Consider the following 22,179-nt stretch of genomic DNA (forward strand, 5'->3'; position numbering starts at 1 on the left):
AACACCCCTAACTACGAAGTGTTGCAATCACCCCTTGAGCCCAAGGCTGATTTTTCGCCCTGGTTGCACGCTCGGCGCAAGGGGGCCAGCTCGGCGATGTCCACCGGGCCGACCCGGCAGCAGCCGCCGACAATGCGGGCGCCCGCCGAAACCCACTGCGCCGCAAGCCCCGTCGCGAACGTGCGCGGGCCGACCCACGCGCGACCGTCCCAGCGTTCGCCGCTGTTCGGATAGACGATGACGGGCTTGCCGATCTCCGATGCGCTCGCGATCGCGGGCAACACGTCGTCGGGCGCGCAGCAGTTGACCCCGACGGCCACGATCTCGTCGACGCCCGCGGCCACCGCGAAGGCCTCGGTCAGCGGTTGCCCGGCGCGGGTACGGGCCCCGTCGATGGTGTAGCTCAGCCACGCCGGCATCCCGACCGAGCGCACCACGTCGACCAACGCTTCCGCCTCGTCGACGTCGGGAACGGTCTCGCAGGCGAGGACGTCGGCCCCGGCGTCCGCCAGGGTCTCCAGCCGGGGCCGATGCCAGCGCGCCAAGGCCCCGACCGACAGGCCGTAGCGTCCGCGGTATTCCGAGCCGTCGGCCAGCGCCGCGCCGTACGGTCCGACCGAGGCCGCGACGAGCAGGCCCGCCGCGCCGGCCTCGTCCCGCGCGGCCTTCGCGAGCTCGACGCTGCGGCGCAACAGCAGGTCGGTTTCCCGACGATCCAGTCCGCGCGCCGCGAAACCCTCGAACGACGCCTGGTAGCTGGCCGTCGTCGCGATCGTGGCCCCCGCGCGAAAGTAGGCGGCGTGGACGGCGACGATCTCGCGTGGGGCGTCCGCGAGCAGCCTGGCCGACCACAACCGGTCGGACAGGTCATGGCCGCGCGCTTCCAGCTCGGTGGCCAAGCCGCCATCGAGCACCACGGTTCCGCTGGGCCACCGCAAGCCCACGGCCAAACCCACGTGGCCACTGTAGGGTGATTTCTTGGGGGTTCACCCACGCCTCGTGTGATCGTCTCGGGGTCGGGTCGGCACCTCCGTCGGAGGCGGGATCGGGCGGCCGCCGGACTCGGTCGCATTACAACCGCGACACGCCAAAGACACGCAAAGCGCGTCTTTCGCGAGCGACGGGCACCGTCTGGCTATATCTTTCCTCCATACGGAAGCGGCATGAACTCCCGCAAATACCATGGGCGCGATTCGGCGTTTATGGTCGCGGCGGGCCCGATCAAGCGGGTAGCGTCGGTGAATACATGCGGGACAGGGAAGTCCAACGGCGAAGAGGAAGTAGGCACTGACGCACCATGGCACGCATCGGAGACGGCGGGGACCTGCTGAAGTGCTCGTTCTGCGGGAAGAGCCAGAAGCAGGTCAAGAAACTCATTGCTGGCCCCGGTGTGTACATCTGCGATGAGTGCATCGATCTCTGCAACGAGATCATCGAAGAGGAGCTTGCCGACGCCGACGACGTGAAGCTCGATGAGCTCCCCAAACCGATCGAGATCCGGGAGTTCCTCGAGGGCTACGTCATCGGGCAGGACACCGCCAAGCGGACGCTGGCGGTCGCGGTCTACAACCACTACAAGCGGATCCAGGCCGGGGAAAAGGGCCGGGACTCGCGCCACGAGCCGGTCGAGTTGACCAAGTCCAACATCTTGATGCTCGGTCCCACCGGCTGCGGCAAGACGTACCTGGCCCAGACGCTCGCCAAGATGCTCAACGTCCCGTTCGCCATCGCCGACGCGACCGCCCTGACCGAGGCCGGCTACGTCGGTGAGGACGTCGAGAACATCCTGCTCAAGCTCATCCAGGCCGCCGACTACGACGTGAAGCGCGCCGAGACGGGCATCATCTACATCGACGAGGTCGACAAGATCGCCCGCAAGAGCGAGAACCCGTCGATCACCCGCGACGTCTCCGGGGAGGGCGTGCAGCAGGCCCTGCTGAAGATTTTGGAGGGCACCCAGGCGTCGGTTCCCCCGCAGGGCGGCCGCAAGCACCCGCACCAAGAGTTCATCCAGATCGACACCACCAACGTGCTGTTCATCGTCGCGGGGGCGTTCGCCGGCCTGGAGAAGATCATCTACGAGCGCGTCGGCAAGCGGGGCCTGGGCTTCGGCGCCGAGGTCCGCTCGAAGGCCGAGATCGACACCACCGACCACTTCGCCGAGGTCATGCCCGAGGACTTGATCAAGTTCGGCCTGATCCCGGAGTTCATCGGCCGGCTGCCGGTGGTCGCCTCAGTCACCAACCTGGACCGCGAATCGCTGGTCAAGATCCTGTCCGAGCCGAAGAACGCGTTGGTCAAGCAGTACCTGCGGCTCTTCGAGATGGACGGCGTGGAGCTCGAGTTCACCGACGACGCCCTGGAGGCGATCGCGGATCAGGCGATCCACCGCGGCACCGGCGCGCGCGGCCTGCGCGCCATCATGGAAGAAGTCCTGCTGCCGGTGATGTACGACATCCCGAGCCGCGACGACGTCGCCAAGGTCGTGGTGACCAAGGAGACCGTGCAGGACAACGTGTTGCCGACGATCGTGCCGCGCAAGCCGTCGCGCACCGAGCGTCGCGACAAGAGCGCCTAACTAGCTCCTGGACCTCCCCAGCACGCCCCGCCAAGGCCGATTCCTGGGGCCGCAAGCCGATCTTTTTGGCCGGGTTCGCCGTCCTGGCCGCCCGTGGCTTTCTCTACACGCTCTCGGACAACCCCTATTGGCTGGTGAGCGTGCAGCTGCTGGACGGCGTCGGGGCCGGCGTGTTCGGCGCGCTGTTTCCCCTCGTCGTGCAGGACGTGACGCACGGGACCGGTCGCTTCAACGTCAGCCTGGGGGCGGTGACCGCCGCGACGGGCGTCGGCGCCGCGGTGTCGAACCTCGTCGCGGGCTCGATCGTGGTCGCGGCCGGCTACAACGTCGCCTTCGCGTTCTTGGGTGCTCTGGCGGCGCCGGGTTCGTGTTGTATCTGGTTGCGATGCCGGAAACGGCGGCGGCCAAAAGCGGCGGCGGAGGCGCGGCATCCGGAAGCAGACACGGTATGAACGACGGTTGGGTAACGCGCAAGACGTGACCAACACCACAGTTTGCTGGGCTACTCGTCAGTAGACGGCGCTGACGTCGCCTTTTGCCCGAGAACGCGGCCGAGATGACGCGGCGGAGTCGGCCATGGCGATCGAAAATCAGTGCCATAATTGGTACCGCCAGTGACATAAAACCGTGATGGCCGGAGACTCCCTTCGCCGACGCGTAACCTGAAGCTGCGCGAACTGTCTGTCCGGTGAACAAATGGAGGGCAAAGACGTGGATCCGAACGGCAGCGGAGCCGGATCAGACTCACAGAACGGGGCTTCCCCGAACGGATCTGCCCGTCAGCGCCTCGAACAGGTCGTCATTCGCTTCGCCGGTGACTCCGGAGACGGCATGCAGCTCACCGGCGACCGGTTCACTTCGGAGGCAGCGCTTTTCGGCAACGACCTGGCGACCCAGCCGAACTATCCCGCCGAGATCCGCGCCCCCGCAGGCACCCTGCCCGGTGTCTCGTCCTTCCAGATTCAGATCGCCGACTACGACATCTTGACCGCCGGCGACCGGCCGGACGTGCTCGTCGCGATGAATCCGGCTGCGCTCAAGGCCAATATCGGCGACCTGCCCCGCGGCGGCATGGTGATCGCGAACTCCGACGAGTTCACCAAGCGCAACCTGACCAAGGTGGGTTACGTCACCAACCCGCTCGAGACCGACGAGTTGTCCGACTACGTCGTGCATTCCGTCGCGATGACGACGCTGACGCTCGGCGCGGTCGAGGCCATCGGCGCGACGAAGAAGGATGGCCAGCGCGCCAAGAACATGTTCGCGCTGGGCCTGCTGTCGTGGATGTACGGGCGGCCGATCGAAACCAGCGAGAAGTTCATCCGGGAGAAGTTCGCCCGCAAGCCCGAGGTCGCGGAGACCAACGTGCTGGCGCTGAAGGCCGGCTGGAACTACGGCGAGACGACCGAGGCGTTCGGCACCACCTACGAGGTGTCCCGGGCGACCCTCCCGTCGGGCGAATACCGCCAGATCTCGGGAAACACCGCACTGGCGTACGGCATCGTCGCGGCCGGCCAGCTCGCGGACATCCCGGTCCTGCTCGGCAGCTACCCGATCACGCCGGCCTCCGACATCCTGCACGAGCTGTCCAAGCACAAGAACTTCAACGTGCTGACCTTCCAGGCGGAGGACGAAATCGGCGGCATCTGCGCGGCGATCGGCGCCTCCTACGGCGGCGCGCTGGGCGTAACCACCACGTCGGGGCCGGGCATTTCGCTCAAGTCCGAGGCGCTCGGGCTGGCCGTGATGACCGAACTCCCGTTGCTCGTCGTCGACGTGCAGCGCGGCGGGCCCTCGACCGGGCTGCCCACCAAGACCGAACAGGCCGACCTGCTGCAGGCGCTGTACGGCCGCAACGGCGAGTCGCCGGTGGCGATCCTCGCGCCCCGGTCGCCGTCGGACTGCTTTGAAACCGCGCTCGAGGCCGCGCGCATCGCGGTCTCGTACCACACCCCGGTGATCGTGTTGTCCGACGGCGCGATCGCCAACGGCTCGGAGCCCTGGCGCATTCCGGACGTCAGCACGCTGCCGCGCATTACGCACGCCTTCGCCAAGCCCGACGAACCGTTCCAGCCCTACGCCCGTGACCCGGAGACGCTGGCCCGGCAGTTCGCCGTTCCCGGCACGCCGGGGCTCGAGCACCGCATCGGCGGTCTGGAAGCGGCGAACGGCTCGGGCAACATCTCCTACGAGCCGGTCAACCACGACCTCATGGTCCGGTTGCGGCAGGCCAAGATCGACGGCATCTCCGTTCCCGATCTCGAGGTCGACGATCCGACCGGCGACGCCGAGCTGCTGCTGATCGGATGGGGCAGCTCCTACGGCCCGATCGGCGAGGCCTGCCGGCGCGCCCGGCGCAAGGGCATCAAGGTGGCGCACGCGCACCTGCGCTACCTCAACCCCTTCCCGGCCAACCTGGGCGAGGTGCTGCGGCGCTACCCGCAGGTGGTGGCGCCCGAAATGAACCTGGGCCAACTGGCGTTGGTGCTGCGCGGCAAGTACCTGGTCGACGTGCAGTCGGTCAGCAAGGTGCAGGGTGTCGCGTTCCTGGCCGACGAGATCGGCCGCGTCATCCGCGCCGCGCTCGGCGGGACGTTGGCCGAAGTCGAGAACGACAAGACGATGGTCGCCAGAATGGCGGCGGCAACGGTTGGGGCGGGCGCATGATTCGTGCCGGCGCCGACGCAGAGCGAAGCGATGAGGAGGAGCGGCGCTCGTGACTGACCTGATCGGCAATCTGGCGGGCAAAGACCTCGGTGTGACCCCGAAGTTGACCAAGAACGACGGGGTCCCCACCTTGTCCGCCGAGGACCAGCCCCAGAAGTCCAAGGACTTCACCAGCGACCAGGAGGTGCGTTGGTGCCCGGGCTGCGGGGACTACGTCATCCTCAACACCATCCGCAACTTCCTGCCGGACCTCGGGTTGCGCCGCGAGAACATCGTGTTCATCAGCGGCATCGGCTGCTCGAGCCGCTTCCCCTACTACCTCGAGACCTACGGATTCCACTCGATCCACGGCCGTGCGCCCGCCATCGCCACCGGCCTGGCGCTGGCCCGCGAGGACCTGTCGGTGTGGGTGGTCACGGGCGACGGCGACGCCCTGTCGATCGGCGGTAACCACCTGATCCACGCGCTGCGCCGCAACGTCAACATCACCATCCTGCTGTTCAACAACCGGATCTACGGGCTGACCAAGGGGCAGTACTCGCCCACCTCGGAGGTCGGCAAGGTCACGAAGTCGACCCCGATGGGGTCGCTGGACCACCCGTTCAACCCGGTGTCGCTGGCCCTGGGCGCCGAGGCGACCTTCGTCGGCCGCGCGCTGGACTCCGACCGCAACGGCCTGACCGAGGTGCTGCGCGCCGCCGCCGGGCACCGGGGCGCCGCCGTCGTCGAGATCCTGCAGGACTGCCCGATCTTCAACGACGGCTCGTTCGACGCGCTGCGCAAGGAAGGCGCCGAGGAGCGGGTCATCAACGTCCGTCACGGCGAGCCAATTGTGTTCGGCGCCAACGGCGAATACTGCGTGGTGAAGTCCGGCTTCGGCCTGGAGGTGGCCAAGACCGCCGACGTCTCCGTCGACGAGATCGTGGTGCACGACGCGCACAGCGACAACTCGGCCTACGCGTTCGCCCTGTCGCGGCTGTCGGATCAGAACCTCGAGCACACGGTGCTGGGCATCTTCCGCAACATCAACCGGCCCACCTACGACGACGCGGCCCGCTCGCAGATTCAGGCGGCCCAGTCGGCGAAGCCGTTCGACTCCGCGGCACTGCAGTCGCTGCTGCGGGGCCGCGACACCTGGACCGTCGACTGACGTGGCCGAGCGGGTGCCGGACACCACAGTGTCCCTGGCTGGAATAGTGCTGGCCGGCGGCGAATCGCGGCGAATGGGCCGCGACAAGGCGACCCTGCCGGGTCCCGGCGGGGCCGCCACGCTGCTCGAGCACGTGGTCGGGGTGGTCTCTCAGCGCTGCGAGCCGATCTTCGTGATGGCCGCGCCGGGGCAACCGCTGCCCGAGGTGCCGGCGCGCGTGCTTCGCGACGAGGTGCGCGGCCAGGGGCCACTGCCGGCGACCGGGGGCGGCCTGCGCGCCGCGGCGGAAACGGGCGCACGCTTCGCCTTCGTCTGCGCCGTCGACATGCCGCTGCTGTCAGCGAGTTTGATCGACGACCTGATCGGGCTGGCCACCGAGACCAACGCCGAAATCGTGCTGCCGTGGGACGGCCGCAGTCACTACCTCGCCGCGGTGTATCGCACCGATCTGGCCGAGCGGATCGACGGCCTGGTCGCCGCCGGTGCCCGCTCGATGCGTGCCTTGATCGACGCCTCCGACGCCCAGCAGATCGTGCTGCCGGAATCGCGTTTCCTGGCCAACGTCAACTCGGAGAGTGACCTGCGCGCTCTGGCGCAGCTGCAGGCCTGACGCCGTCCGCTGCGCCGGTCTGTAAGCCGTCGTGATCCGTTGGGGCAGTGTCGATTTAAGGATTCCTCGCGGAAATGCCCGCGGCCGTCTTGGCGCCGTCCGGTGGATCCGCCCCAGGCGATCCCGGCCTGCGGCAACGTCGCCTCCATTCCTGAAAAATTTTGTCGCTGAACACGTTTAGCGAAAGTTATTGCCAGAAGGCGCAATCCACGAGGTCTCATCGACCGACTCGGCTGGGTGGGACTGTGACGGACGAATATCTCTGTAAGACACCGCAATTCGGCGGCTCTCGACTTTTCCTTGCCTTTCCCGCGTGGCGACGTGAGAAGCGGTGCCGGCATGCGGTACGCTGCGCCCCCTTCCGACGGAGAAGGCAGATGCGTTGTCACTGCGGCGAATCGGCAATATCGACCCGAATAATCGTGCGCCAGCTCACAAAATACGCGTGATTAGGCTCACCATTTGTTTGCGGATCCGGCCGACGCGCCCGCGCGGAAAATTCGACCGTGACCTGCGTGAATGGGCCTGCTATCACCGCGTGATCGCGTCGTTACCGAAACGAGATCTGCGATTTCCGAAGATGACGAACGCGCCGGCGTTCTCTACGGTCCCTGTTAGCCCGCAACGGGTTACGGAAAAGTAATCAACAAAACTGAATCCACGGACCCGCGTGTGAGCGGCGCCACGGACGGCGAGAGCCCAACCGTGGTCGGTGGGTGACAACCCGCCGGGCATACCTGGCCCGCCGCTGTCGTGCCTGACCCAGACGGCACGTTCCAAAGCAGGCATTCAAGCCAACACCTTCAGCCCACCTGCGTGGGCTTGCTTTGGCGCGCGCGCAGCGAAAGGAAAGATATTGCAGAACGTCCGTAAGACGCTCATGCTTGCCGCGGTCACGGGCACGCTCGTGACCATCCCGTCGGCCACCGCCCACGCAGACGAAGCGGTGAGCTTCGACCCGAACATTCCTGCTGCCGCCCCGGACGCCCCCGCGCCGGACGCCCCGGCGCCGGACGCGCCTCCGGCCCCGGAAGCCCTGCCCCCGGCCCCGGACGCGCCTCCGCCCCCGGCCCCGGACGCCCCTCCGGCTCCGGATGCCCCGCCGGCGCCCGTGGGCTTCGACCCGAACGTTCCGCCGCCTCCTGGCCCGGACGTCCCGCCGCCCCCGCCCGTCAGGGCGTACAGCGTCAACTGGGACGCCATCGCGCAGTGCGAGTCGGGCGGTAACTGGAGCATCAGCACCGGCAACGGCTACGCGGGCGGCCTGCAGTTCACGCCCAGCACCTGGCGCGCGAACGGCGGTAGCGGTTCCCCGTCCGGCGCGAGCCGCGAGGAGCAGATCCGCGTCGCCGAGAACGTGCTGCATTCTCAGGGCATCGGCGCCTGGCCGGTGTGCGGACGCCGCGGCTGACCGACGGCTTCTGGCATACATATAAGCCGCACATATAAGGAGTGCCGGGCCCCGTGCCCGGCACTCCTTGTCTCCAGCGGTCGCCACCCCCGTAGTCGGGTAGCGTCGGGCCCGTGACCGCAACGCCGCGTGAATTCGACATTGTGCTGTACGGGGCGACCGGCTTCGTCGGGAAGCTCACCGCCGACTACCTGGCCCGCTCGGCACCGGACAAACGGATCGCCCTGGCCGGCCGGTCGCCCGACCGGCTGCGCGCCGTCCGCGACACGCTGAGCGAAACCGCGCGGTCGTGGCCCGTCCTGAACGCGGACGCCTCATCGCCCTCGACGCTGAACGAGATGGCGGCGCGCACCCAGGTCGTCATCACCACGGTCGGGCCCTACACGCGCTACGGGCTGCCGCTGGTGGCCGCCTGCGCCGCGGCGGGCACCGACTACGCCGACCTGACCGGGGAGGCGATGTTCGTCCGCGACAGCATCGACCAATTCCACAAGCAGGCCGCGGATACCGGCGCCCGCATCGTGCACGCGTGCGGATTCGATTCCGTGCCTTCGGACCTCAGTGTGTATGCGCTGTACCGCGCGGCGCGCGACGACGGCGCCGGCGAGCTCGCCGACACCGACCTGGTGGTCCGTTCCTTCTCGGGCGGGGTGTCCGGCGGCACCGTCGCGTCGATGCTGGAGGTGCTCGACACCGCCTCGCGCGATCCCGAGGCCCGCCGCCAACTCGCCGACCCGTACACGCTCAGCAGCGACCGCGGCGCCGAACCCGACATCGGTCCGCAGCCCGACCTGCCCTGGCGTCGCGGTCGTCGGATCGCGCCGGAACTGAGCGGGCTGTGGACCGCGGGCTTCGTCATGGCGCCCTACAACACCCGGATCGTGCGGCGCAGCAACGCATTGCTGGACTGGGCCTACGGCCGCCAGCTGCGCTACAGCGAAAGCCTGAGCCTGGGCTCGTCGCCGATCGCGCCGGTGGCCTCCGCCGTGGTCGGCGGGGTGGGCGCCGCGACCTTCGGGCTGGGCAGCCGCTATTTCCGGCTGCTGCCGCGCCGGCTGGTGGAGCGAATCGTGCCCAAACCGGGCACCGGCCCGAGCGAGTCCGCCCGCGAGCGCGGCTACTACCGCATCGAGACCTACACCACCACCAGCACCGGGGCCCGCTACGTGGCGCGCATGGAACAGCGCGGCGACCCGGGCTACAAGGCGACGTCGGTGCTGCTGGGGGAGTGCGGCATGGCGCTGGCATTCGACCGTGACAAGCTCCCGGACCTGCACGGCGTCCTCACGCCCGCGGCCGCGATGGGCGACGCGCTGCTGGACCGGTTCCCCGCCGCGGGTGTGTCCTTGCAGGTTGAGCGGCTCGCGGGGTGACCCGGCTCACGGTTCGGGCACTTACACGAGGGTAAACGGCGCTCCCTAGAATTGACGGGTGACCGCCAGCCCCAGCCCCGCCACCGACCTGCCCAAGTCGTGGGATCCCGCTGCGGCCGAGGGCGCGATCTACCAGAAGTGGGTCGACGCCGGATACTTCGCGGCGGACCCGGCCAGCGCCAAGCCCGGCTACTCGATCGTGTTGCCGCCGCCGAACGTGACCGGCAGCCTGCACATGGGTCACGCGCTCGAACACACCATGATGGACGCCCTGACCCGCCGCAAGCGGATGCAGGGATATGAGGTGTTGTGGCAGCCGGGCATGGACCACGCCGGCATCGCCACCCAGAGCGTGGTGGAAAAGCAGCTCGCGGTCGACGGCAAGACCAAAGAGGACTTCGGCCGGGAGCTGTTCGTCGAGAAGGTCTGGGACTGGAAGCGCGAGTCCGGCGGCGCCATCGGCGGCCAGATGCGCCGGCTCGGCGACGGGGTCGACTGGAGCCGCGACCGGTTCACCATGGACGAGGGCCTGTCGCGGGCGGTCCGCACCATCTTCAAGCGGCTCTACGACGCCGGGCTGATCTATCGGGCGGAGCGGCTGGTCAACTGGTCGCCGGTGCTTCAGACCGCGATTTCCGACATCGAGGTCGACTACCTCGACGTCGAGGGCGAGCTGGTGTCGTTCCGCTACGGCTCGCTCGACGACTCGCAGCCGCACATCGTGGTCGCGACCACCCGGGTCGAGACGATGCTCGGCGACACCGCGATCGCCGTGCATCCGGACGACGCGCGATACCGCCACCTGGTCGGCACCACACTGGCGCATCCCTTCGTCGACCGTGAGCTGGTCGTCGTCGCCGACGAGCACGTGGACCCCGAATTCGGTACCGGCGCAGTCAAAGTCACGCCCGCACACGACCCGAACGACTTCGAGATCGGGCTGCGGCACGGGTTGCCGATGATCTCGATCCTGGACACCAAGGGCCGAATCGTCGATACCGGAACGCAATTCGACGGGATGGACCGCTTCGAGGCCCGCGTCGCGGTCCGCGAGGCGCTGGCCGCCGAGGGCCGCGTCGTCGAGGAGAAGCGACCATACCTGCACAGCGTCGGGCACTCCGAGCGTAGCGGTGAACCGATCGAGCCGCGGCTGTCGCTGCAGTGGTTTGTCCGCGTCGAGTCGCTGGCCAAGGCGGCCGGCGACGCGGTGCGCAACGGCGACACCGTGATTCACCCCGCAAGCCTGGAGCCGCGTTGGTTCGCCTGGGTCGACGACATGCGCGATTGGACGATCTCGCGGCAGCTGTGGTGGGGCCACCGCATCCCGATCTGGTACGGGCCCAACGGGGAGCAGGTGTGCGTGGGTCCCGACGAGACGCCGCCGGAAGGCTGGGAACAGGACCCCGACGTGCTGGACACCTGGTTCTCCTCGGCGCTGTGGCCGTTTTCCACCCTGGGCTGGCCGGACAAGACCCCCGAGCTCGAAAAGTTCTACCCGACAAGCGTTCTGGTTACCGGCTACGACATCTTGTTCTTCTGGGTGGCCCGGATGATGATGTTCGGCACGTTCGTCGGCGACGACGACGCCATCACCCTGGACGGTCGCCGCGGCCCGCAGGTGCCGTTCACCGATGTCTTCCTGCACGGGCTGATCCGCGACGAATCCGGGCGCAAGATGAGCAAGTCCAAGGGCAACGTCATCGACCCGCTGGACTGGGTGGAACTCTTCGGCGCCGACGCCCTGCGGTTCACGCTGGCCCGCGGCGCCAGCCCGGGCGGTGACCTGGCGATCGGCGAGGACCACGTCCGGGCGTCGCGCAATTTCTGCACCAAGCTGTTCAACGCCACCCGCTACGCGCTGCTCAACGGCGCGCAGCTGGCGTCCCTGCCCCCGCCGGCCGAACTCACCGACGCCGACCGATGGATCCTCGGGCGACTGGAAGAGGTTCGCGCGGAAGTCGATTCGGCGTTCGACAACTACGAGTTCAGCCGCGCCTGCGAAGCGCTCTACCACTTCGCCTGGGACGAATTCTGCGACTGGTACGTGGAATTGGCCAAGACGCAACTGGCCGAGGGGGTCGCGCACACGACGGCGGTGCTGGCGGCGACGCTGGACACCCTGCTGCGGCTGCTGCACCCGGTGATCCCGTTCATCACCGAGGCCCTCTGGCAGGCGCTGACCCACAACGAGACTCTGGTGATCGCCGACTGGCCGCAGCCGTCCGGGATAGCCCTGGATCAGGTTGCCGCGCAACGGGTTACCGACATGCAGAAGCTGGTGACCGAGGTGCGCCGGTTCCGCAGCGATCAGGGGCTGGCGGACCGCCAGAAGGTGCCGGCCCGGATGACGGGCGTCGAGGGAGCCGATCTGGGCACCCAGGTGAGCGCGGTGACGTCGCTGGCGTGGCTGACGGCCGCCGGGCCGGGATTCCGCCCGTCGGCGTCGGTGGAAGTCAGGCTGAGCGGCGGCACCGTCGTCGTCGAACTGGACACCTCGGGCACCATCGACGTCGCCGCCGAGCGTCGCCGGCTGGAAAAGGATCTGGCCGCGGCGCACAAGGAACTGGCGTCGACCACCGCCAAATTGGCCAACGAGGACTTCCTGGGCAAGGCCCCCCAAAACGTCGTCGACAAGATCCGGGACCGTCAACGCCTGGCCCAGGAGGAAACCGAGCGGATCAACGCGCGGCTAGCCGGGCTGCAATGACCGAGCCGCCCGAGTGGGCTGAGGACCCCGAAGTTCCCGGCGCGGTTCCCACCCCGGACCCCACCCCGGACGAGATCGCTGCCCTGTTGCAGGTCGAGCACCTGCTGGACCAGCGCTGGCCCGAAACCAAGATCGAGCCGAGCCTGACCCGGATCAGCGCGCTGATGGACCTGCTGGGTTCACCGCAATTGGCCTACCCGTCGATCCACGTCGCGGGCACCAACGGCAAGACCTCGGTGGCCCGGATGATCGACGCGCTGATCACCGCGCTGCACCGGCGCACCGGGCGCACCACCAGCCCGCACCTGCAATCGGCGGTGGAACGCATCTCGATCGATGCCAAGCCGATCAGCCCCGCGCAGTACGTGGCGACCTACCGCGAGATCGAGCCGTTCGTGCAGATGGTCGACGCGCAATCGCAGGCCGCCGGCGGGCCCGCGATGAGCAAGTTCGAGGTGCTGACCGCGATGGCGTTCGCCGCGTTCGCCGACGCCCCCGTCGACGTCGCCGTGGTCGAGGTGGGGATGGGTGGGCGCTGGGACGCCACCAACGTGATCAACGCCCCGGTGGCGGCCATCACCCCGATCGCCCTCGACCACGTCGACTACCTGGGCGACGACCTCGCCGGCATCGCGGGGGAGAAGGCCGGCATCATCACCCGGGCGCCCGAGGGCGCACCCGACACCGTGGCGGTCATCGCGCGTCAGGCGCCCGAGGCGATGGAAGTGTTGTTGGCCCAAACCGTTCAAGCCGACGCCGCGGTGGCCCGCGAGGATTCGGAGTTCGCCGTGCTGGGCCGCCAGGTCGCCATCGGCGGGCAGGTGCTGCAGCTGCAGGGGCTGGGCGGGGTGTATTCCGACGTCTACCTGCCGCTGCACGGAGAACACCAGGCGCACAATGCGGCCCTGGCGCTGGCCGCCGTCGAGGCCTTCTTCGGCGCCGGCGCGCAGCGTCAGCTCGACGTCGAGGCGGTTCGCGCGGGTTTCGCCGCCGTCGTCAGCCCGGGCCGGCTGGAGCGGATGCGCAGCGCGCCCACTGTGTTCATCGACGCCGCGCACAACCCCGCCGGTGCCGCCGCGCTGGCGCAGACGCTGGCGGGCGAATTCGACTTCCGCTATCTGGTAGGGGTGCTCAGCGTGCTGGCCGACAAGGACGTCGACGGCATCCTCGCCGCCCTGCAACCGGTGTTCGACGCCGTCGTGGTCACCCACAACGGGTCCCCGCGGGCGGTCGATGTCGAATCGCTGGCCCTGGCGGCGCGCGAGACGTTCGGGCCCGACCGGGTGAGCACCGCCGAGAACCTGCGCGACGCCATCGACGTCGCGACCGCGCTGGTCGACTCCGAGGTGGAGGGGGCCGCGCTCGACGGCCACGCCGAGGACTTCTCCGGGACCGGGATCGTCATCACCGGCTCGGTCGTCACCGCCGGCGCGGCGCGCACCCTGTTCGGGCGTGATCCGCAGTGACCGACCAGAACCGGCCCGACCCCTGGCGCAGCTTCGGCGCGGTGATGGCCCTCACGCTGTTTCTGGAAGCGATCGTGGTGCTGCTCGCGATCCCGGTGGTGGGCGCGGTCGGCGGAGGCCTCACGACGGCGTCGCTGGCCTACCTGATCGGCCTGGCCGTACTGCTGATCCTGATGGGCGGGGTGCAGCGCAAACCCTGGGCCATCTGGGCCAACCTCGGAGTGCAGGTGATCCTGCTCGCCGGCTTCGCCGTGTATCCCGGCGTGGGGTTCATCGGCGTGTTGTTCACCGGGTTGTGGGGCTTGATCGCCTACTTCCGGGCCGAGGTCCGGCGCAGGCAGGGGTAGCCCGGCGGTACGCTGTCCGCCGTGACCGAACGGACATTGGTACTGATCAAGCCGGACGGCGTCCAGCGACAGCTGGTGGGGGAGATCATCGGCCGGATCGAGCGAAAAGGCCTCACCCTCGCCGCGCTGAAACTCCGGCACGTCAGCCAAGACCTCGCCGCCCAGCACTACGCGGAACACGAGGGCAAGCCTTTCTTCGAGTCGTTGCTGGCATTCATCACCTCGGGGCCGGTGGTCGCGGCCATCGTGGAGGGACCGCGCGCGATCGCGGCGTTTCGGCAGCTCGCGGGCGGTACCGACCCGGTCGAGAAGGCGATCCCCGGCACGATCCGGGGCGATTTCGGGCTCGAGACGCAGTTCAATCTGGTGCACGGCTCGGATTCGATCGAGTCGGCCAAGCGAGAAATCGGGCTCTGGTTTCCCGACGCCTAGAGCTGCGACGATCGTCCCCGCGGCGCGTTGCGGACCGGGGTTCGTCCGACCGGGCTGCATCAGGTGTGGCTTGGGCGCCGACGTGATGTGGGATACTGATGTCGGGTGAACGTCGCCGGACCGGCGTCAGACACCCGAATGAAGACTTAGACAAGCGCGACCATAGCCCCGTCGCCTTGGTTCGCTGCATGTCAGGCCGTCATTCAGCACGGCGCCGAGTGGGTTCTAACCTGAGCCGCTCGGGGCGAGACCATCACAAGCCCGGGAGAAGTGACCCGGGCCCATAGCGAAGCCCTCGCGTGGCCGCGTCGCAACGACGCGCCCGGGGGCTTGAGGAGAATACGTGGTAGACGGTGCACCAACTGCAGACCCATCAGAAGAATCGGCCCGGTCCGGGGAGCTGCCCGACCGGTTGAGGGTCCATTCGTTGGCCCGGACGCTGGGAACCACCAGCAAACGGGTCCTGGACGCGCTCAGCGAGCTGGACGGGCGGATTCGCAGCGCACACTCCACCGTGGACCGCGCCGACGCGGTGCGGGTGCGTGACCTGCTGGCCGCCCAGCCCCAGGAATCCCCGGACGCCGCCACCGAACCCGTCGTGGATGCCGGCGAACCCGAATCCCGGCTGATGCTGGAAACCCCCGACAACGCCGCCGAGCGGCCGCATTACATGCCGCTCTTCGTCGCGCCGCAGCCACTGGACAGCGACGATGACAGCGACACCGACACCGACACCGACGAGAGCGCCGACTCCGACGATTCCGACGGCGACGACGACGAGCAGGCCGACCGCCCGTCGAACCGGCGGCGCCGTCGCGGCCGCCGGGGCCGCGGCCGCGGGCGCGGCGAGCAGGGCGGACCCGAGGGCCAGAACGACGGCGACGACGACGAGCCGCAGGGCCGGGGCAAGAAGGGCGCCCAGTCCGACTCCGGCGATTCCGACGACGCCGACGACGAGGACTCCGACGACGGCGACGACTCCGAGGGCGGTGACGACGGTTCGGCGGATGGTGGCAGCCGTCGCCGCCGCCGGCGCCGGCGCCGCAAATCCGGATCGGGCGACGACAACGACGAAGGGCCTTCACCCGACGACCCGCCCAACACGGTCGTGCACGAGCGGCCGCCCCGCAATGGCAAGAACGGCGGCGACGGCGGCAGCGCGAGCAACGAGATCAAGGGCATCGACGGCTCGACTCGGCTGGAGGCCAAGCGCCAACGACGCCGCGACGGCCGCGACGCCGGGCGGCGCCGCCCCCCGGTGCTGACCGAGGCCGAATTCCTGGCCCGCCGCGAGGCCGTCGAACGCGTCATGGTCGTCCGGGACCGGGTCCGCAGCGAGCCGCCACACCAGGGTTCGCGGTATACCCAGATCGCCGTCCTCGAGGACGGCATCGTCGTTGAGCACTTCGTGACCTCGGCCGCGTCGGCGTCCCTGGTCGGCAACATCTACCTCGGCATCGTGCAGAACGTGCTGCCCTCGATGGAGGCGGCCTTCGTCGACATCGGCCGCGGCCGCAACGGCGTGCTCTACGCCGGCGAGGTCAACTGGGAGGCCGCCGGACTCGGCGGGTCCGACCGCAAGATCGAACAGGCGCTCAAGCCCGGCGACTATGTCGTCGTCCAGGTCAGCAAGGACCCGGTCGGGCACAAGGGGGCGCGGCTCACCACGCAGGTGTCGCTCGCGGGCCGCTACCTGGTCTACGTGCCGGGGGCGTCGTCGACCGGGATCAGCCGCAAGTTGCCCGACACCGAACGCCAGCGCCTCAAGGAGATCCTGCGCGAGGTGGTGCCGTCCGACGCGGGGGTGATCATCCGGACCGCGTCCGAGGGCGTCAAGGAAGACGACATCCGCAACGACGTCACCCGCCTGCAGGAGCGCTGGAAGCAAATCGAGGCCAAGGCCATCGAGATCAAGGAGAAGGCCGCCGGGGCCGCCGTGGCGCTCTACGAAGAGCCCGACGTGCTGGTCAAGGTCATCCGCGACCTGTTCAACGAAGACTTCGCGGGCTTGGTCGTCTCCGGGGACGAGGCCTGGAACACCATCAACGAATACGTGAATTCCGTTGCGCCCGACCTTGTTTCGAAGCTGAGCAAATACGAGCCGCCCGCCGGGCCGGACGGGTCGAGCGGGCCGGACGTGTTCGCCGTGCACCGCATCGACGAGCAGCTGGCCAAGGCGATGGACCGCAAGGTCTGGCTGCCCTCGGGCGGCACCCTGGTGATCGACCGGACCGAGGCGATGACGGTGGTCGACGTCAACACCGGCAAGTTCACTGGCTCCGGGGGGAACCTCGAGCAGACGGTCACCAAGAACAACCTCGAGGCGGCCGAGGAGATCGTGCGCCAACTGCGGCTGCGCGACATCGGCGGCATCGTCGTCATCGACTTCATCGACATGGTGCTGGAATCCAACCGCGATCTGGTGCTGCGCCGGCTCACCGAGGCGCTGGCCCGTGACCGCACCCGCCATCAGGTGTCCGAGGTGACGTCGCTCGGTTTGGTGCAGCTGACCCGCAAGCGGTTGGGCACCGGACTGGTCGAGGCCTTCTCGACGTCGTGCCCGAACTGTGGCGGCCGCGGCATCCTGCTGCACACCGACCCGGTGGATTCGGCCCCGTCGAACGGCCGCAAGTCCGAGTCCGGGGGCCGGCGCGGCCGGCGCAAGAAGAACAAGGCCGAGGAGCCGGTCGTGGCCAAGGTGCCCGTCCATTCGCCCGGCGAGCACCCGATGTTCAAAGCGATGGCGGCCGGCTCGTCCACGCAGGCGGCATCCGAGGACGACGAATCCGACGAGGCCACCGAGGAAACCAGCGACGAGTTCGACGAGAAGGCGCGGCGCGACGAGGACGTCTCCGACGCCGACCAAGAGGACTTCGACGACACCGACGACGACTCGGACGACGACACCGACGACGACTCGGACGACGATTCCGACGACGACTCGGACGACGACTCGGATGACGACGACCTCGATGACGAGGAAGACCTGGGCGACGACGACGAGGACCTCGAACTCGACGACGACGACCTGGACACCGAGGACTCCGACGATTCCGACGACTCCGACGATGCCGACGGCGGTTCGGCCACGGCGGACCAGGGCGGCCCAACCCAGGGCCGCCCCCGGCGCCGACGCGCGGCGGGCAGGCCCGCCGGGCCGCCGATCCACGCGGACTGAGCCCCGACAGCCAGGTCGTGTCCGGTTTGACCCTGTAGCCGCTGGTCACGTACCCTTGGACAGTTGTCGTCAGGCCGGGCGACTAAGCTTTGGCCGGCGGCAGCGGGACTCCCGGGGAATCGGAGCAGGCCCGCAACCCAGACCCACCACGTGCACCGCGGCTGGTTCGCGCGCGACGCGCCGAGCAGCGGCTAGAAGAAGGAGCAGAGCAACGATGGCGACCTACGCAATCGTCAAGACGGGCGGCAAGCAGTACAAGGTCGCCGTCGGGGACGTGGTCAAGGTCGAGAAGCTCGACTCTGAGCCGGGTTCGAATGTGTCGCTGCCGGTCGCACTGGTGGTGGACGGCGCCAAGGTGACCACCGACGCGGCGGCGCTGGCCAAGGTCGCGGTCACCGGCGAAGTGCTCGAGCACACCAAGGGCCCCAAGATCCGCATCCACAAGTTCCGGAACAAGACCGGCTACCACAAGCGTCAGGGCCACCGTCAGCAGCTGACGGTCCTGAAGGTCACCGGCATCAAGTAGTAAAGGCGAAGACATGGCACACAAGAAGGGCGCTTCCAGCTCGCGCAACGGTCGCGATTCCGCCGCACAGCGGCTGGGCGTGAAGCGATTCGGCGGCCAGGTCGTCAAGGCCGGCGAGATCATCGTTCGTCAGCGCGGCACCAAGTTCCACCCGGGCGTTGGTGTCGGGCGCGGCGGCGACGACACGTTGTTCGCCAAGGAAGCCGGCGCCGTCGAATTCGGAATCAAGCGCGGCCGCAAGACCGTCAACATCGTCGCGGCCGGACAAGCCACCGACTGAGCGCCGCGAGCGTGCACCCACTGCGATAATTCGAGGCAATTCTCGCAGTAGCCGCACGTTCGGCGAGCGAGACGGGTGAGAGGACCCACGATGCCTCGGTTCGTCGACCGCGTCGTCATCCATGCGCGCGCCGGTTCCGGGGGCAACGGCTGCGCCTCGGTCCATCGCGAGAAGTTCAAGCCACTCGGCGGCCCCGACGGCGGCAACGGCGGCCGCGGCGGCAGCATCGTCTTCGTCGTCGATCCCCAGGTCCACACCCTGCTCGACTTCCATTTCCATCCCCACGTCACCGCGCCGTCGGGCAAGCAGGGGATGGGCAGCAACCGCGACGGCGCCGCCGGCGCCGACCTGGAAGTCAAAGTCCCCGACGGAACCATCGTCCTCGACGACAACGGCCGGCTGCTGGCCGACCTGGTGGGCGCGGGCACCCGCTTCGAAGCCGCCGCCGGTGGTCGCGGCGGCCTGGGCAACGCCGCGCTCGCCTCCCGCGCGCGCAAGGCTCCCGGTTTTGCGCTGCTGGGTGAGCAGGGCGAGACCCGCGACCTGACGCTGGAACTCAAGACCGTCGCCGACGCCGGCCTGATCGGCTTCCCGTCGGCCGGCAAGTCGTCGCTGGTGTCCACCATCTCGGCGGCCAAACCCAAGATCGCCGACTACCCCTTCACCACGCTGGTCCCCAACCTCGGCGTCGTGTCGGCCGGCGAGCACACCTTCACCGTCGCCGACGTTCCCGGCCTGATCCCCGGCGCCTCGCAGGGCCGCGGCCTGGGCCTGGACTTCCTCCGGCACATCGAGCGATGCGCCGTGCTGGTGCACGTCGTCGACTGCGCCACCGCCGAGCCCGGCCGCGACCCGATCTCCGATATCGACGCGCTCGAGGCCGAACTCGCCGCGTATACGCCCACCCTGCGGGGGGACGCGACGCTGGGCGATCTCGCCGACCGGCCCCGCGCGGTGGTGCTCAACAAGATCGACGTCCCCGAGGCGCGCGAGCTCGCCGAATTCGTTTACGACGAGATCGCCGAGCGCGGATGGCCGGTGTTCTTGGTGTCGACCGTCGCGCGAGAAGGTCTGCAGCCATTGATCTTTGGGCTGTGGACGATGATCTCGGAATACAAGGCCGCCCAACCCGAGATCGTGCCGCGCCGCCCGGTGATCCGTCCGATCCCCGTCGACGACAGCGGCTTTCGCGTCGAGCCGGATCCGCAGCAGCCGGGCGCCTTCGTGGTCAGCGGCGCGCGGCCCGAACGCTGGGTGCGTCAGACCAACTTCGACAACGACGAGGCCGTGGGGTATCTCGGCGACCGCCTGGCGCGCCTCGGAGTCGAGGAGGAACTGCTGCGGCTGGGTGCGCGCGCGGGGTGCGAAGTGACCATCGGCGACATGACGTTCGATTGGGAGCCGCAAACGCCTGCGGGACAGCAGGTTACGTTGTCGGGCAGGGGAACCGACGCGCGGCTCGAGCGCAGCGAGCGGGTCGGGGCCGCGGAGCGCAAGGCCGCCCGGCGGCAGCGCCGCACCGGCGACGATGCAGAGCGCAGCGATGCGGAGGAGCGGCGCAGGACCAGAGGCGGCGGTGAGGAGTCATGACCCCGCAGCGCGACGCCATCCGGAACGCGCGCAGCCTGGTGGTCAAGGTGGGCACCAACGCGTTGACCACCGAAGCCGGCGTATTCGACGCCGGCCGGCTCGCCGGTCTCGCCGACGCGATCGAGACGCGGATGAAGGCGGGCACCGACGTCGTCATCGTGTCCTCGGGTGCCATCGCCGCCGGCATCGAACCTCTCGGATTGTCCCGTCGCCCACGGGATTTGGCGACGAAGCAGGCCGCGGCCAGCGTCGGTCAGGTCGCGCTGGTGAATTCGTGGAGCGCCGCGTTTGCCCGCTACGGCCGCACGGTCGGGCAGGTGCTGCTGAGCGCGCACGACATCTCGATGCGCGCCCAGCACACCAACGCTCAGCGCACCCTGGATCGGCTGCGGGCCCTGCATGCGGTGGCCATCGTCAACGAAAACGACACGGTGGCCACCAACGAGATCCGGTTCGGCGACAACGACCGGCTTTCGGCGCTGGTGGCGCACCTGGTCGGCGCCGAGGCGCTGGTGTTGTTGTCCGACATCGACGGGCTGTACGACTCCGATCCACGCAAAACCGAAGGCGCCCGGTTCATCCCGGAGGTATCGGGTTCGGCGGATCTGGTCGGTGTGATCGCCGGACCCGGCAGTGATTTGGGCACCGGCGGCATGACCTCGAAGCTGTCGTCGGCGCTGCTGGCCGCCGACGCCGGCGTGCCGGTGCTGCTGGCTGCGGCGTCCGATGCCTCGACCGCGCTCACCGACGCGTCGGTCGGCACTGTGTTCGCCGCGCGGCCGGCCCGGATGTCGGCGCGGCGGTTCTGGGTGCGTTACGCCGCCGAGGCCGCCGGCGCGCTGACCCTCGACGAGGGGGCGGTGCGCGCGGTCGTCGGGCAGCGCCGCTCGCTGCTGCCCGCGGGGATCACCGCGGTGTCCGGCCGGTTCTTCGGCGGCGACGTCGTCGAATTGCGCGGGCCGGACGCGGCGATGGTGGCCCGTGGCGTGGTCGCCTACGACGCGACGGAACTGCTCACCATGATGGGCCGCTCTACCAGCGAGCTGCCCGGCGAGCTGCGCCGGCCCGCGGTGCACGCCGACGATTTGGTGGCGGTGTAGCAGAGCCCGGCGCGGTCCGGACCGACGCGATCAATGCTCCGAGGTGGGCTTGAGATACAGTGCGCCCCAGACGATCTCGGCCAGGGTGGTGGCCAGCTCGGCGTCGTAGTCGGGCGGCTGCGCCGGCAGGTTCTGCTGGCAGGCGCGCTCGACCATCCAGGTCAGCGCGCTGGCCGTGGTCAGCGGCGCCAGCTCGGGGCGGATCGAGCCGTCGGCCTGGCCCTCTCCGATGACCCGGGTGAGCTGTTCGGAGATGCCGGTCAGCAGTTCGCGATACGCCTCCCCGGTCAGTGGGTCATAGGCGGCCATCTCGTTGAGCGCGACCAGCACCGCTTGGTGCCGCCGATAGATGGCGATGATGCTGCTCATCGCCGCGCGCACGTCGTCGGGGTCGTGCCGCCCGGCCACCGTCCACCAGCGCCGCGCGCCGTCGGCCAGGTCGCCGAACACCTGGCCCGCGAGCCGGCGAAGCAGATGGCCCTTGTCCTCGAAGTAGATGTAGAAGCTGGCGCGGGAGATGCCCGCCTCGCCGGAGAGCCGATCCACGCTGAGCTCGGTGAAGCTCGCGCCGTCGCGCATCAGCCGTTCGGTGGCGTCGAGCAGCCGGCGCTCCATTTGCTCGCGCCGCTGCTCGCGCCCCACGCTTCGATGGCCTTGCGGCTTGCGGGTGAGCGACGACATGCGCCGAGCATAGCCGAGCTTTCGACATCTTGACTAGACACACTGTCTAGGCATATCGTCGCGTGGAGTTTGTGACCGGCGTC

General features: G+C 68.9%; 17 protein-coding genes and 1 pseudogene. 16 read left to right on the plus strand and 2 right to left on the minus strand.

Going from position 1 to position 22,179, the window contains the following annotated elements; translation table 11 throughout:
• Nucleotides 1-11 precede the first annotated feature (11 nt).
• A complete protein-coding gene (gene mmuM, locus OCU_RS33795) occupies nucleotides 12-938 on the minus strand; it encodes a homocysteine S-methyltransferase (protein WP_227958455.1) in 927 nt (308 codons plus the stop codon).
• A gap of 359 nt (nucleotides 939-1,297) precedes the next feature.
• Between mmuM and clpX the strand changes: the two genes are divergently transcribed.
• From clpX to proB, 16 genes and pseudogenes are all read left to right on the plus strand, one after another.
• A complete protein-coding gene (gene clpX / locus OCU_RS33800; protein ID WP_008255183.1) occupies nucleotides 1,298-2,578 on the plus strand; it encodes an ATP-dependent Clp protease ATP-binding subunit ClpX in 1,281 nt (426 codons plus the stop codon).
• A gap of 32 nt (nucleotides 2,579-2,610) precedes the next feature.
• Nucleotides 2,611-3,059: pseudogene (locus OCU_RS33805) on the plus strand (MFS transporter); the annotation flags it as partial.
• Nucleotides 3,060-3,289: 230 nt separating this feature from the next.
• Nucleotides 3,290-5,245, plus strand: coding sequence for a 2-oxoacid:acceptor oxidoreductase subunit alpha (locus tag OCU_RS33810; protein ID WP_085976484.1), 1,956 nt, complete (start codon nucleotides 3,290-3,292; stop codon nucleotides 5,243-5,245).
• A 49-nt stretch (nucleotides 5,246-5,294) separates the two neighbouring features.
• Nucleotides 5,295-6,395, plus strand: coding sequence for a 2-oxoacid:ferredoxin oxidoreductase subunit beta (locus OCU_RS33815; RefSeq protein WP_014379675.1), 1,101 nt, complete (start codon nucleotides 5,295-5,297; stop codon nucleotides 6,393-6,395).
• 1 nt (nucleotide 6,396) lies between these two features.
• Nucleotides 6,397-7,005 (plus strand): molybdenum cofactor guanylyltransferase, encoded by a 609-nt coding sequence (gene mobA, locus OCU_RS33820; RefSeq protein ID WP_009955455.1) that lies wholly within the window; start codon nucleotides 6,397-6,399, stop codon nucleotides 7,003-7,005.
• 856 nt (nucleotides 7,006-7,861) lie between these two features.
• A complete protein-coding gene (locus tag OCU_RS51390; RefSeq protein WP_026071537.1) occupies nucleotides 7,862-8,416 on the plus strand; it encodes a transglycosylase family protein in 555 nt (184 codons plus the stop codon).
• Nucleotides 8,417-8,529: 113 nt separating this feature from the next.
• On the plus strand, nucleotides 8,530-9,789 hold the full coding sequence (locus OCU_RS33830) for a saccharopine dehydrogenase family protein (RefSeq protein ID WP_014379678.1): 1,260 nt from the start codon (nucleotides 8,530-8,532) through the stop codon (nucleotides 9,787-9,789).
• Nucleotides 9,790-9,847: 58 nt separating this feature from the next.
• Nucleotides 9,848-12,496 carry a valine--tRNA ligase gene (locus tag OCU_RS33835; protein WP_009955949.1) on the plus strand — a complete coding sequence of 883 codons (2,649 nt, stop codon included), beginning with the start codon at nucleotides 9,848-9,850 and terminating at the stop codon, nucleotides 12,494-12,496.
• Nucleotides 12,493-13,962: a bifunctional tetrahydrofolate synthase/dihydrofolate synthase gene (gene folC, locus OCU_RS33840; protein ID WP_009955948.1), complete on the plus strand. Its 1,470-nt coding sequence runs from the start codon at nucleotides 12,493-12,495 to the stop codon at nucleotides 13,960-13,962. The genes OCU_RS33835 and folC overlap by 4 nt, the downstream gene beginning before the upstream one ends.
• A gap of 44 nt (nucleotides 13,963-14,006) precedes the next feature.
• Entirely contained in the window at nucleotides 14,007-14,309 is a 303-nt protein-coding gene (locus tag OCU_RS33845; protein ID WP_263645441.1) for a DUF4233 domain-containing protein, read from the plus strand.
• Nucleotides 14,310-14,330: 21 nt separating this feature from the next.
• On the plus strand, nucleotides 14,331-14,741 hold the full coding sequence (ndk, locus tag OCU_RS33850) for a nucleoside-diphosphate kinase (protein WP_009955946.1): 411 nt from the start codon (nucleotides 14,331-14,333) through the stop codon (nucleotides 14,739-14,741).
• Between the two features lie 343 nt (nucleotides 14,742-15,084).
• Nucleotides 15,085-17,919 (plus strand): Rne/Rng family ribonuclease, encoded by a 2,835-nt coding sequence (locus OCU_RS33855; protein WP_036458557.1) that lies wholly within the window; start codon nucleotides 15,085-15,087, stop codon nucleotides 17,917-17,919.
• 214 nt (nucleotides 17,920-18,133) lie between these two features.
• Nucleotides 18,134-18,445: a 50S ribosomal protein L21 gene (gene rplU, locus OCU_RS33860; protein WP_009953572.1), complete on the plus strand. Its 312-nt coding sequence runs from the start codon at nucleotides 18,134-18,136 to the stop codon at nucleotides 18,443-18,445.
• Nucleotides 18,446-18,458: 13 nt separating this feature from the next.
• Nucleotides 18,459-18,725 (plus strand): 50S ribosomal protein L27, encoded by a 267-nt coding sequence (rpmA, locus tag OCU_RS33865; protein ID WP_008255217.1) that lies wholly within the window; start codon nucleotides 18,459-18,461, stop codon nucleotides 18,723-18,725.
• 90 nt (nucleotides 18,726-18,815) lie between these two features.
• Entirely contained in the window at nucleotides 18,816-20,315 is a 1,500-nt protein-coding gene (obgE, locus tag OCU_RS33870; RefSeq protein ID WP_009953573.1) for a GTPase ObgE, read from the plus strand.
• Complete coding sequence (gene proB / locus OCU_RS33875; protein ID WP_009953574.1) at nucleotides 20,312-21,415, plus strand: glutamate 5-kinase; 1,104 nt, start codon at nucleotides 20,312-20,314, stop codon at nucleotides 21,413-21,415. Before obgE ends, proB begins: the two co-directional genes overlap by 4 nt.
• Before the next feature lie 30 nt (nucleotides 21,416-21,445).
• Here proB and OCU_RS33880 read toward each other — a convergent pair whose 3' ends face one another.
• The gene (locus OCU_RS33880; protein ID WP_014379680.1) at nucleotides 21,446-22,096 is read right to left on the minus strand and encodes a TetR/AcrR family transcriptional regulator; all 651 of its coding nucleotides are present in this window, start codon (nucleotides 22,094-22,096) and stop codon (nucleotides 21,446-21,448) included.
• Nucleotides 22,097-22,179: the final 83 nt, after the last annotated feature.

Source organism: Mycobacterium intracellulare ATCC 13950, from assembly GCF_000277125.1.
GTDB classification, from domain to species: Bacteria; Actinomycetota; Actinomycetes; order Mycobacteriales; family Mycobacteriaceae; genus Mycobacterium; species Mycobacterium intracellulare.